This window comes from Thermostichus sp. MS-CIW-41 (assembly GCF_054058915.1).
Map to the genome: position 1 here is coordinate 38,441 of NZ_JBSSBO010000012.1, position 12,447 is coordinate 50,887.

The following is a 12,447-nucleotide window of genomic DNA, read 5'->3' on the forward strand; positions in this document are numbered from 1 at the left end:
GAGGGGAACATTTCGGGCTAAAGGGCCGCCAACTGGGGCACACCCACCAATTTTTCGCTGAGATCCCAAAGCAGTTTGGCCTTGGCATCGTCTGCCGCCTCGTCAGAGACTTCTTGGTTAAAGGGCTTGGCATTCTTGCGTTGCCGGTTGCCCCAGCTCCAGTAGAACCCCGACCGACGAAACTCGGGATCGGCCACCACTTGGGCCACCCGCTCTCCGGCTAATTCCTGAGAAACAAATCCGCCCGTGATGTTTTTTTGAAACCAGGGGAAAAGTTTTTGAAACAGGGGATAGTGATGGCGGAACAGAGCCGTGGTGGCTACACACCCCGGATAGAGGGAGAGGAAGGTGATGCCAGTGCTTTCGTGGAAGCGACGGTGTAGCTCGCGCATGGTGAGGATATTGCAGACTTTGCTGTCTTTGTAGGCTTTCACCGGTTCAAATTTGCCGCCGTCCGCCATGCTGATGGGATCCTTAAAGCCCTGGGCAAACCCCCGCAGATCCCCCAGGTGGGGTTGGGGTGGGATCTTACCCCCCAGCTCTTTGGGATTGTGGGTAACCGTGCCCAAGATCACCAGCCGCCGATCTGGATAGGTGGAGCGTTTCAGATCCTCCAACATCAAATGGCAGAGCAAGAAATGCCCCAGATGGTTGGTGGCCATGGTCAGCTCATATCCTTCCGGGCTGCGCAGGGGCTGCTTGAGCAGGGGCATGTAGATGGCGGCATTGCAGACCAAGGCGTCCAAGGAACGGCCCCAGTTGCGGAACTGCTCGACAAACCGCCGCACGCTGGCCAAGCTGGCCAGATCGATCTGCATCAGGGTATAGCTGCCCTGGGGGATCCCCACTTGTTGGGCCACCCGGTAGGCTTTGTCCAGATCCCGACAGGCCATCACCACGTGCCAGCCGCGCTTGGCCAAGGCCAAAGCTGAGTACAGGCCAACACCCGAGGAAGCTCCGGTAATCACGACGGTGGGTTGCTCTTGTCCTTGCATATCCAACTCCTGTGCCATTTCCTTCCCAAAGCGGGATCCCTACAGGATCCATCTTGGGGGGGAAAGCGGATCGGACAACAAATTGATAAGGTTTGCGACAGTCTTCCGAAACAGTGGCTTCATTTTTGGACACACTGCCCCCGCTGGCAGGGGATCCCTTACACCAAGGCCAGTTGGCGGGCTGGAGTGTTGTAAAAGTCGGAGAGCAAAGCAAACAGCTCCCGATCCTCGGCAGGTTGGGGCACGATCCCTTCCGGACGGGCCAGCAGCTCATCGGCGATGTTCAGGTAGTACTGGCAGACAGGCTCCAGGCTGGGATCGGTTTCCGCCATCTCGAAGAGGGTCTTGCCCTTGACCCGCGAGACGCGAATATCTTCGATGAGGGGAAGCACCTCGATAACGGGCATGGGAACTGCCGAGACGTATTTGTCAATCAGATCCCGCTTACTGGTGCGATTGCCGATCAGCCCGGCCAACCGCAGCTTGCGGGTTTTGGCCTTTTCTCGCACCGAGGCAGCAATCCGATTGGCGGCAAACAGGGCATCAAAGCCGTTGTCGGTTACGATCAGGCAGTAGTCGGCGTAGTTGAGGGGAGCCGCAAAACCGCCGCACACCACATCCCCCAACACATCGAAGAGGATGACATCGTACTCATCGAAGGCGTTCAGCTCCTTCAGGAGTTTGACGGTTTCCCCCACCACATAGCCGCCACAGCCGGCCCCTGCCGGGGGCCCACCCGCTTCCACACAGTCCACGCCGCCGTAGCCGCGGTAGATCACATCTTCTGGGTAGATGTCTTCGTGGTGATAGCCCTTGGCTTCCAGAGTGTCGATGATGGTGGGGATGAGAAAGCCGGTCAGGGTAAAGGTGCTATCGTGCTTGGGATCACAGCCAATCTGCAAGACCTTTTTGCCCCGCCTGGCCAAGGCCACCGAGATGTTGCAACTGGTGGTGGATTTGCCGATCCCACCTTTTCCGTAAACTGCCAACTTCACAGCGCGTTCCTCCATGGGGCAGACAAGGGACATTATCGGCAGCCGATCCGCCCCCTGAGAACTGTTGCGAAGGATAAAGGTGGATCCCTCAAAAAGCTAGAAGTTCCCAGATCTTGCAAATGGTCCTAAGAAAGTTCCCAGGGCTTCTCAAGTCGATTTTTGATGTTTTCCCGATTTTAGTTTTAGATATACTTTCATCAGTGATCAAAAGAAAACAATTCCAGATGACAATTCACCCAAATCGGGAAGGATTCAGCTATGCCATGGCGCTGATCCCGTCCTCTTGGCTTGGCGCTGAGGCAGGTCTGGGCTGAGAAAGAATCAAGAATGGTCTCAATTCTGGGGGGAAGGTGGGGAGAACCCTTCACTCTCAGGGATCAAAGGCAAACGTAACTCGCACCGCTCCTGCAGAATCCACCTCGATCCTGCGCAGGAATTCCCGCAGGTAGGCACGCCGTTCGGTCTCGCTGAGGTCTTGCCAGAAGGGCGGGATGGAGAGGGTTTGGATGGTCTGGGTGAGGTTGGCGGGGGGGAGTTGCTCCAGCTTTTGGGCCAAGCGGGCCGTCTCTGCTCGCAACTGGTAGCGACGCTGGGCCAGAGAGGCTTCGTCCATCAGTCCAGATTGCTGTAGCTCTTCCAATTGCCGCAGCCGCTCGGTATTGGCCTGGATTTGGGCTTGCAGCTCTTGGCGGGCTTGAGTGAGGGCTTGTCGATCCAGCGTCTGGGCGCGTTGGGGCAGTTGTTCGCACACCTGCCGGATCACCTCTTGCAGGACTTCGGTGTAGTGGAGGCTGTAGCGACAGGTTTGGCAGCGCAGATAGAGGTAGAGGGATCCGTTCTTTTTCGCCTTGCGAGGGGTGGTTTGCACAATGCGCAGAAGGCTGCCACAAGCGCAGCAATGAACCAGGCCGGCCAAAGCGCGGGGAGCACTGGCGCTGCGGCGAGGGATCCCTTGGTTGCGTTTGAGCCAGCGATCGATCTGGGCGGCTTCCGTGCGGCTGAGAAGGGCCGGGTGAGTGTCCCGCAAGGTGGTGCCGTCGGCATAGGCCAGATCCCCGCGGTATACCGGGTTGAGCAGCCAGTTGCGTCCGGTGGCCACAGAAATCCGCTTGTGGTGTTTTTCCTCCAAGAAGCGCACCGCCTGCCGCAGGGATCCGTAGAGGAGAAAGTGCTGGAAAAAATCCTGAACGATGCTGGCCTGCCGGCGATCCAGCACGTAGCGTTCCCCTTCGCGGCGGTAGCCAAAGGGGGCAGGGCCGGGGGGAGGCTTGCCCGCCAGGCGGTTTTGGGCTTGGCTGCAGCAGAGGCGGCGGCTTTGCAACTGATGGGGGATCTCGGCCAGCAGCGGGATCCAATCGGCAGCCTCGGTGGGGGTTTGCAGACCGGATTCGGTGACCAAGCTGAGGCGGATCCCGGAGTGTTGGATTTGCAGCAGCCGCTCGTGAATTTCATCCGCCCGATCCCCCAGATCCGCCAGGCGCAAGAGCAGCACTTCCTGCACCCAGCCGGCTGTGATGCGTCGGAACAGCTCCTCCAAATGAGTTCGGGATCCCCAATCGTGCAGGATGGGATCGGCCCCTCGCAACTTGAGCCAGGCCAACTCCTGTTCCGGCAAAGGGGCATGGGAAGGCGTGTAGAGGTAGCCGCAAACGCTCATGGACAAGCCATTCAACTATTGTCACCGCCGCTGCGCCAGAACGGAATCAAGCACCTGGCGAATGTTGCCCTGGGCCTGTTGCAAGTGCTGACGAGCTTCCTGAGCAGAGCACCCCATCAAGGCCACAAGGATCGCGGTTTTGACCTCTCCATCACAAGCCTGCAGCAATTGGGCAGCCGTAGTGGGATCCAGATCGCAGGCTAGGGCCACCATTCGCTCCGCCCGTTGCTTGAGCTTGGCATTGCTGGCCTGGAGATCCACCATTAGGTTGCCATAGGTCTTGCCCAAGCGGATCATCACTCCAGTGGAGATCGTATTCAACACCAGCTTTTGGGCTGTGCCGGCTTTCATGCGGGTGGATCCGAGGATCACCTCCGGCCCCACCAAAGGGGCAATGGCAATGTCCACCTGCTCGGTTAGCGGGGAAGGGTGGTTACAGGCCAGGCCAATCGTGAGCGCCCCCATGCTCCTAGCGGCTTGGATCCCACCCAGCACATAGGGGGTACGACCGCTGGCGGCAATTCCCACAACACTATCTTGAGCTTGGAGGTGAAGACCCTCCAGCGCGCGGGCAGCCGCTTCTGCGTCGTCCTCTGCACCCTCTACCGCCTGGGTCAGGGCTTTTTCCCCCCCGGCGATCAAAGCCACCACCTGTGCGGGGGAAGTGCCAAAAGTGGGCGGGCACTCAGCCGCATCCAGCACCCCCAGCCGACCTGAGGTTCCTGCCCCGATATAGATCAGCCGCCCGCCGCGACTCATCCGCTCGGCAATGGCATCGATGGCTTGGGCAATCGGCTCCGCCTGAGCAGCCACCGCTTCCGGCACCCGCCGATCCTCAGCGTTGATCCGTTTCACCAGTTCCCAGGTGCTGAGACGGTCGATCTCGGCTGTAGCCGGGTTGGGGCTTTCGGTCAGGGATCCGGGATCCCAAGCCAATTGTGGAGAAACCATGGCAGCGCTTGTCCAGGCAAGAGGGATCCGCCTTCAGGGATCCTACACTTTGTCTTCTCGGATTCTATCGGTGGCAGGGGGCTCTCCTGAGGGAGCAGTGGAGGGAAAAACTGCGCCAACAGCGTCGCCAGCATCCATTCCCGCCAAAACCCCTGCCAACGGGAACGCAGCACGGCCACGGTAGTCCTTCTCCCAGGATGCCCTCATCACCGGCGGCAACCAGCCCAAGCACCCCTCAGTCCGCAGCCCAACCGGTGAATTGACGAAGGCGAGCGCCGCCCAGTGGCGGTACTCTAGAAGGTGTTCTAAGGACTCCGTCCCGCTACTGCGATGAGTAAGTCCATGCAAGCGATGGCAAGGACTCCGTCCCGCTACCGCGACCAGCCTGCCCTGCGCATCTTGATCGTGCGCCATGGTGAGAGCACCTTCAACCTGGAAAATCGCATTCAAGGCCGCTCCGATCTCTCCCGGCTCACCCCCACTGGAGAAGTGCAGGCGCAGCGTGTAGCCGAGGCCCTGGCCGGGATCTCGTTGGATTGCGCCTATTGCAGCCCCCTGTCTCGCGCCCTCGAGACAGCTCGCATCCTTTTGAAAGACCGAGAAGGGATCCCTCTGCACATCACCGAGCAACTGCGGGAGATCGACCTGACGGCCTGGGAAGGGCTGACCTTTGCCGAGGTGCAGGAGAAATACCCCGAAGATTACCACCTGTGGCGGCACCATCCCGACACCCTGGAGCTAGAGGGCCGCTTTCCGGTGCGGGATCTCTGGCAGCAGGCGCAGGGGTTTTGGGAAATGCTGGCTTTCCATCTGCAATCGGCTTCGGGCCCCTGGAACCATGGAGCGGATCCCTCCCAGAGACAGACCCTCAATATCCTCATCGTGGGCCACAGCGGCATCAATCGCGCCCTGGTCAGCACCGCCATCGGCCTGGGGCCACACCACTATCACCGCCTTGGGCAGGATAACTGCGCCATCAGCGTTCTCAATTTTCCCGAGGGCCTGCAGGGGCCGCCACAACTGGAATCTCTGAACATCACCGCTCACCTCGGCCAAGCCCTGCCCAAGCGCAAGCAGGGGATGCGCATCTTGCTGGTGCGGCATGGGGAAACCCAATGGAACCGAGAGCGCCGTTTTCAAGGGCAGCGGGATATCCCCCTCAATGCCACCGGGGAGGAACAGGCAGCCAAGGTGGCAGAATTTTTGGCCACTCAACCTCTGCAACTGGCCTTCTCCAGCCCCCTGAAGCGCCCTTGGGCCACAGCCGATGCCATCTGCAGCAACCACAGCAACCTCATTTTGCGCCCAATGCCCGACTTGCAAGAGATCTGCCACGGCGACTGGGAGGGCAAGCTGCAAAGCGAAGTCGAAGCCGAATACCCCGGCGAGCTGGAGCGCTGGCAACGGGATCCCGCCAGTGTGCAGATGCCCAATGGGGAAAACCTTCACCAGGTGTGGGAGCGCACTCGCTCCGCTTGGCAGGAGCTTTTGGCCATCACCGCAGCCCAGTTTCCTCAGGGCACGGCGGTTGTTGTTGCCCACGATGCCATCAACAAGGCGATCATCTGTCAGTTGTTCGACCTTTCCCCCCAAGCCTTTTGGATCTTCAAGCAGGGGAATGGTGCCATTACGGTGATCGACTATCCAGAAGGCAAGGAGGGTGCCCCGGTTTTGAAGGTGTTGAACCTCACCACCCATCTGTCGGGCCAGATCTTGGACTGCACCACCGCTGGAGCTTTGTAAAGATGGGCTCATCCCCTCTCCGCGAGCTAACAGGACGACTAACAGGACAAAATGTGCATCTCCAGGGAGTGCGCCTGTTGGATCCTTGGCGTCAGCGGGATGAAGTAACCGATGTGTGGTTGCAAGAGGGTCGCCTGCGGGCCACCGAGCCGGCAGGGATCCCTGCCGATATCCCCACCATCGATGGCTCAGGTTGGGTGGTGGGGCCGGGTTTGCTGGATCTGTATGCCCACAGCGGCGAGATGGTTGGCAGCGGTCGCGTAAGCGGTGCGGAGCACTTTCTGGCCCACAGTCGGGAAACCCTGACCTCTTTGGCTGCAGCGGCTTTGGCGGGAGGCTTTACCCAGGTGGGGCTTCTGCCCACCCCCCTTCCCGGAAGCGGCCTATTTCCGGTGCTGGATCGCCCGGAACACCTGAACCGCTACCCCCGCCAACGTGGGGATCCCCGCTGGCTGCCCTGGGCTGCCCTGAGCGTGGGTGGCCAGGGAGAAACCCCAACCCCCTGGGGAGAACTGGCGCAAGCGGGAGCAGTTGGCTTTGCAGAGGTTCAGCCGCTGCGCTCCTTGGCTTTGGTGCGGCGGGCTCTGGAGTATTTGCGGCTGGAGAATAAACCCCTGCTGCTCTGGGCCTGGGATCCCACCTTGGCCGGGCAAGGTAGCCTCTACGAAGGGATCTGGGCGCTGCGCCTAGGGCTGAAAGGGATCCCTGCCAGTGCCGAAACTGCCGCTCTGGCCCGTCTCTTGGAGGTGATCAGGAGCGTTCCTTCCCCTCCGCCTGTGCATATTATGCGCCTGAGCCAAGCCCGCAGCCTGGAGCTGATCCAACAGGCCCAAGCAGAAGGACTGCCGGTTACCGCCAGCACCACTTGGATGCACCTGATCTTGTCCGAAGAGGCCGTCCTTGAGCATCGCTACGATCCCCACCTTCGTCTCCTGCCCCCTCTTCCCAGCGCCGGCGACCGGGAGGCTCTGATCGCCGGGATCCGTTCCGGCAGCCTGGGGATCGCGACGGATCACCACCCCTACACCCATGAAGAGAAAACCCTGCCCTTTGCCGATGCCCCGCCGGGGGCGATGGGCCTGGAGCTGGCTCTGCCGCTGCTGTGGCAACATTTGGTGGCAACGGGATCCCTGACGGCGCTGCAACTGTGGTCTGCCCTCAGCCTGTACCCGGCCCGCTGCCTAAACCTAGATCCGCCCACCCTCACCCCCCACAGCGACTGGGTGCTGTTTGATCCCACCCACCCTTGGACGGTTTCTGCGGCCACCCTCCACTCCCGATCGCCAGCGACTCCCTGGCTGGAGAAAACCCTGTGCGGCAAGGTGTTGCACACCCATGTCGAGGGGATCCCCTCCGGCAGCTCCACCCCTCGATCCTGAAGAAGGCCGACAAGACCTGTCCGGAGAAAGAGCCAATTCACCGGAGAAAGAGCCAATTCAAAATAAAAAATAATGATCAAGACCGAGATCCGCTTGCCTCAGTGGGACAGAGTCCTTAATTCAAAAATTCAAAACTCCCCCGCCAGAGCGGCTACGCAACGCTCACACAGCTCTGGATGTTCGGCAAATTCCCCCACACGGGTGGAATAGTTCCAGCAGCGCACGCACTTTTGGCCGTCAGCCGGAAAAACAGAGACCTCCAAGCCTTGACCTGAGGTTTTCTCCAGTTCCACCTGTGAGGTGATGAACAAGTAGCGCAACTCGGCAGACCGCTCCTGCAAAAGAGCGTACAGGCTGGGATCCGCTACCTTCAGGATTACCTTGGCCTCGGTGGAAGCGCCGATGGGCTTAAAGGACTCCGTCCCGCTAACGCGACCGGTACGGGCTTGCTCCAGAGCCTTGTTCACCTCTTGGCGCACCTCTCGCAGCTGCTCCCAAATGGCTGCCAACTGGGGATCCCGCCAGTGCTCCGGCAGCTTCATCCACCCCCCCTCAAACACCGAACGGGTGGGCTTGGGATAGGGCAGATGGCTCCAAATCTCTTCGGCCAGGTGGGAGAGAACGGGGGCGATGGCCTTGGCCAAGTTCTCCAGCAACAGGGAGAGCACCGTTTGGCATTGTCGCCGCCGCAGACTTTGGGCATGGCTGATGTAGAGGCGATCCTTGCCAATATCCAGGTAAAAGTTGGAGAGATCCACCACACAGAAGTTCTGAATCGCCTGGAAAAAGCGGTAGAACTGATAGCTGGCAAAAGATTCGCCGATCTCGGATCCCACCTCGTGCAGGCGGTGCAAAATGTAGCGGTCTAGCTCCGTCAAGGCTTCAAAAGGAACGGCATCCTGAGTTGGATTGAAGTCGTAGAGGTTGCTCAGCAAAAAGCGAGCTGTGTTGCGGATTTTGCGATATACATCCGCCATTTGCCCAAGAATGGTCTTACCCAGCGGCACATCCCCGGAGTAGTCCACACTGGAGACCCATAGGCGCAGCACATCCGCCCCGTAGGCGGGATCCGTCTGGGGATCTTTGCCGCCGTTGATTAACACCAGCGGATCGATGACATTGCCCAGGGACTTGCTCATTTTCTGGCCTTTCTCGTCCAGCACAAACCCATGGGTGAGCACCGCCTTGTAGGGGGCATGGCCGTTGACGGCCACGGAGGTAAGCAAACTGGATTGGAACCAGCCTCGGTGTTGGTCGGAGCCTTCCAAATACAGATCCACCGGGTAGCCCAGCCCTTGGGCCTTGGCCACTGCCGCCCAGGAGGAGCCGGAGTCAAACCACACGTCCATGGTGTCCATCCCTTTGCGGTAGGTGCGGCCATTGTGGCGGTACTTCTCCGGCAGCAACTCCTCCACCGGGCGCTTCCACCAGGCGTCGGATCCCTCTTGGGCAAAAATGGCCTTGATGTGGTCGAGGGTCTCGGCGGTGAGCAGAACCTCGCCGGTTTCTTCGTCGTAAAAGACGGGGATGGGCACGCCCCAAGCCCGCTGGCGGGAAATACACCAATCCGAGCGCTCCGACACCATAGCAGTGATGCGGTTCTCCCCGATGGCCGGGATCCATTTCACGGTTTTAATGGCCTGCAGGGCCAGCTCCCGGAAGCCAGCTACAGACGCAAACCACTGCTCGGTGGCCCGGAAAATCGTTGGCTCTTTCGTGCGCCAGTCGTAGGGATATTTGTGGTTGTAGGGCTCTTCCTTGAGCAAAGCCCCCGCAGCCTGCAGAGCCTGGATCACGGCAGCATTGCCGCTGGTCTCCGGCTTCTTGGAGAGCACATCCAACCCGACGAACTGGGATCCGGCCTCGGCGGTAAATCTCCCCTGATCGTCCACAGGGCTGAGAATGGGCAGACCGTACTTTTGGCCGGTTTTGAAGTCATCTTCCCCATGCCCCGGAGCTGTGTGCACAATGCCGGTGCCGGACTCGGTGGTGACATAGTCCCCCAGCACGCAGAGGCTGGTGCGGTCGAAGAGGGGGTGCCGTCCTTGACTGTATTCCAGAGCGGATCCCGGCAGGGTAGCCTTGATCTCCAAAGGGGTCTCCAGAACCTTCTCCAGCCGCTCCCGCAGATCGGCGGCGATCAACAGCAGGCCGAAGCGGGGAGACTCCACCACTGCATAGGTGAGCTTGGGGTTAAAGCAGAGAGCCAGGTTGGCCGGGATCGTCCAAGGGGTGGTGGTCCAGATGGCTGCCCGCAGGCCCGGCATGAAAGGCTCCAAAACCGGCTGCGCCGCCGGACTCAGGCTCTGCAGGGGAAAGGCCACGTAGATGCTGGGGGAGATGTGGTTGTCAGGGTACTCCAGCTCCGCTTCCGCCAGAGCCGTCTGGGAGCTGGGGCTCCAGTGGACGGGTTTGAGGCCGCGGTAGATGTAGCCCTTGAGGGCCATTTGTCCAAACACCTCAATCTGTGCGGCTTCGTACTCCGGCGACAGCGTCAGGTAGGGCCGATCCCAGGATCCCCATACCCCCAGGCGCTGAAAACTGGCCCGCTGCACATCAACGTAGTGCAGGGCGTACTCCTTGGCTTTTTGTCGCAGCTGCAGAGGGGTGAGGTTTTCCCGCTCCTGCGGAGTGAGGCTTTGCAACACTTTCAGTTCGATGGGCAGGCCGTGGCAATCCCAGCCGGGCACATAGCGCACCTTGCGCCCTTGCAAGATGTGGTACTTGTTCACAATGTCCTTGAGGATCTTGTTGAGGGTGGTGCCCATGTGGATATCGCCATTGGCGTAGGGCGGTCCATCGTGCAGGACAAAGGGATCCCCAGGATTGTGGTCGGCAAGGCGCTGGTAGATTTGCTCTTCCTGCCAAAAGGCTTGAATGGCGGGTTCTCTCTTGGCGGCCTCTGCCCGCATGGGAAACTGAGTTTGGGGCAGGTTGAGGGTACTTTTGTAGTCCACGGCAACTCGAGCAACCTAAAGGGCGTCTCTCTATCCTACGCTGTCGCCTCATCCTCAGCAGTCCATCCCTCACCCCTCTTGTGGGACAGGGGATCCGAAGCCCACGGTCACCCAGAGCGCCTGGAGCTCTCAAACGGCTCCAACAAACCACCGCATGAACTCCCTGATCGAGAAAACAAGAAAAGATTTGTGCTAGTCTCAGGGTGTCGTTGAGTAAGGGAGGTTCCTGCGGATGCCAGATAGTAGTAGTTGTAAGGGTCGTCAAGTTGGGTTCAGCCGGCTGTGCGCCGGGGCTGTTCTCTAACGGTCTGAACTTAGATCCTTCAGTCTGCTGAAGAGTCTTCGCGTTCTGGCTCGCTTGGAGTTCCTCCCGGCAGTCAGGTTCCAGTTGAAGGCCCGCTAGACCGCTCTTTCCCTGACCGCCTGTTGTTGCCTTGGGGGTGGGAGAGAGCGGATAGTTTTGCAGATAGCTGTAGCGGGGCTTGGAATGGACGGGCGTCTGAAGATGCCAATGTTTCTTGAGGTTGGGTCCTTTCAAGACACCTCGACCCAACCTTTCGAGACCCCTCGGGATTGTTCGGTCAATTGCTGGCAGGAGTGGGGCGATCCACCACCGGAGCACCAAGGGAGTCGCCGCTATCGCAACCGCTCAAAAATAGGGCCAGCACCAGAAAGCAAACAAGCTGAGGGGCGCATAGTTTCCCATCTTAACAAGCTCAACTGCCTGTCCAGATTACCCCAGAGCCATTCCTCATCATCCTGAAGATTTCCTAAGGGACGGTGGGGATGGCCAGGGATCCCTCCAGAGCCAAGCGATCGCTGACGATAAGACGCCGACTCTCCAGCGTGATGCCGGTTTGGTTAACCAACATCACAGAAATCCACTCAGAACGGGGTTCTTGCGGAGCATCTGCCTGTAGGAAGATCCCTCCGGCCTGTAGAGGTTCGAGAGCAAACGAGGTCACCTCTGGGTAGCCCGCCCCGGCAACGGGTTGTTCGGCAACGGCGCCCAACAGCAAAGAGTGGGTGAGAGGCTCTGCCACAATTGCCTGCAGCGAATAGGTGGATCCCGGTTTGACCACCTCCGGCAGGTTCAAGGTGACGGTGGGAGGGGCAGATCCAGAGGTGAGGGTGCTGGCCTCCCGCAGCACTTCTTGGTCAATCAACAGCAGTTGTCCGGGATTGGCTGGATCCGGGCGATAGCGATTGCGCACCAGGGCAGAGGCTTCTACCTGAAAGTCCCCCCGCACCGAGGATTGGGATCCCTCTACTTGGCTGAGAATATCCGCAACAATCTCAGGGCCCACCTGCCGCCAGGAGAGGATCTGGGCCGAATAGGTGAGCTTGGGATGAGAGCTCCACAGCTTGCGGATGGCACCTTCCACCTCTTCCCGGTCCAGCCCATCTCGGTGGCGGAAGTCGGGGCTGTAGCCGGCCATCACCCCTGGCAAATCCCGCCGGTTGGCGGCGGCCACCTGCTGGCTTAGCCACTCCACCAGGGCGGCTGGCGGTGGGCTGGAAACTTGCCGTTGGATCCCGCTTTCTAGGGGCATCGGGGCAGCTTGGGCCCAGGCCGAGGACTCCGTCCGGCTGACGTGACCGGCTGTCAATCCAAGGGGGATGCTCCAGCTCACGGCCAGAGCAAGGGGCCAAAGCAGTTGCGGAAAGTTAGATCGGGATTTCAAGCCATGGGCCTCCAGCCAGCAAATCTGGATCCCAGTCTAGCCTTAGGGCAGTTGGGATCCCAAAGTCCAGACCAGATAAGATCGA

The 12,447-nt window shown here is 59.9% G+C and carries 8 protein-coding genes; 2 read left to right on the plus strand and 6 right to left on the minus strand.

Annotation, left to right across the window (positions count from 1 at the left end; translation table 11 throughout):
• Positions 1–17 precede the first annotated feature (17 nt).
• The 4 genes from ACVWXE_RS05625 to murQ form a co-directional block, all read right to left on the minus strand.
• The gene (locus ACVWXE_RS05625; protein WP_457443190.1) at positions 18–995 is read right to left on the minus strand and encodes a protochlorophyllide reductase; all 978 of its coding nucleotides are present in this window, start codon (positions 993–995) and stop codon (positions 18–20) included.
• Positions 996–1,153: 158 nt separating this feature from the next.
• Positions 1,154–1,990, minus strand: coding sequence for a ferredoxin:protochlorophyllide reductase (ATP-dependent) iron-sulfur ATP-binding protein (gene bchL / locus ACVWXE_RS05630; RefSeq protein WP_041437180.1), 837 nt, complete (start codon positions 1,988–1,990; stop codon positions 1,154–1,156).
• Between the two features lie 370 nt (positions 1,991–2,360).
• On the minus strand, positions 2,361–3,647 hold the full coding sequence (locus ACVWXE_RS05635; RefSeq protein ID WP_457489794.1) for a recombinase family protein: 1,287 nt from the start codon (positions 3,645–3,647) through the stop codon (positions 2,361–2,363).
• Positions 3,648–3,668: 21 nt separating this feature from the next.
• Complete coding sequence (gene murQ, locus ACVWXE_RS05640) at positions 3,669–4,598, minus strand: N-acetylmuramic acid 6-phosphate etherase (protein WP_457489795.1); 930 nt, start codon at positions 4,596–4,598, stop codon at positions 3,669–3,671.
• Positions 4,599–4,940: 342 nt separating this feature from the next.
• Between murQ and ACVWXE_RS05645 the strand changes: the two genes are divergently transcribed.
• Together ACVWXE_RS05645 and ACVWXE_RS05650 are read left to right on the plus strand one after the other, a co-directional pair.
• On the plus strand, positions 4,941–6,341 hold the full coding sequence (locus ACVWXE_RS05645) for a histidine phosphatase family protein (protein ID WP_457489796.1): 1,401 nt from the start codon (positions 4,941–4,943) through the stop codon (positions 6,339–6,341).
• Positions 6,342–6,343: 2 nt separating this feature from the next.
• Positions 6,344–7,720, plus strand: coding sequence for a dihydroorotase (locus ACVWXE_RS05650; RefSeq protein ID WP_457489797.1), 1,377 nt, complete (start codon positions 6,344–6,346; stop codon positions 7,718–7,720).
• Between the two features lie 128 nt (positions 7,721–7,848).
• Here ACVWXE_RS05650 and ileS read toward each other — a convergent pair whose 3' ends face one another.
• Positions 7,849–10,632: an isoleucine--tRNA ligase gene (gene ileS / locus ACVWXE_RS05655; RefSeq protein ID WP_457489809.1), complete on the minus strand. Its 2,784-nt coding sequence runs from the start codon at positions 10,630–10,632 to the stop codon at positions 7,849–7,851.
• 815 nt (positions 10,633–11,447) lie between these two features.
• Positions 11,448–12,362 (minus strand): Cif family virulence factor, encoded by a 915-nt coding sequence (locus ACVWXE_RS05660; RefSeq protein ID WP_414330578.1) that lies wholly within the window; start codon positions 12,360–12,362, stop codon positions 11,448–11,450.
• Between the last annotated feature and the right edge of the window lie 85 nt (positions 12,363–12,447).

What these genes read in the sequence shown, in the direction of transcription:
- ACVWXE_RS05625 (WP_457443190.1), bottom strand. Translation starts at nt 995, where the DNA reads ATGCAAGGACAAGAGCAACCCACCGTCGTGATTACCGGAGCTTCCTCG.
- ACVWXE_RS05635 (WP_457489794.1), bottom strand. Translation starts at nt 3,647, where the DNA reads ATGAGCGTTTGCGGCTACCTCTACACGCCTTCCCATGCCCCTTTGCCG.
- ACVWXE_RS05650 (WP_457489797.1), top strand. Translation starts at nt 6,344, where the DNA reads ATGGGCTCATCCCCTCTCCGCGAGCTAACAGGACGACTAACAGGACAA.
- murQ (WP_457489795.1), bottom strand. Translation starts at nt 4,598, where the DNA reads ATGGTTTCTCCACAATTGGCTTGGGATCCCGGATCCCTGACCGAAAGC.
- ileS (WP_457489809.1), bottom strand. Translation starts at nt 10,632, where the DNA reads ATGCGGGCAGAGGCCGCCAAGAGAGAACCCGCCATTCAAGCCTTTTGG.
- ACVWXE_RS05645 (WP_457489796.1), top strand. Translation starts at nt 4,941, where the DNA reads ATGCAAGCGATGGCAAGGACTCCGTCCCGCTACCGCGACCAGCCTGCC.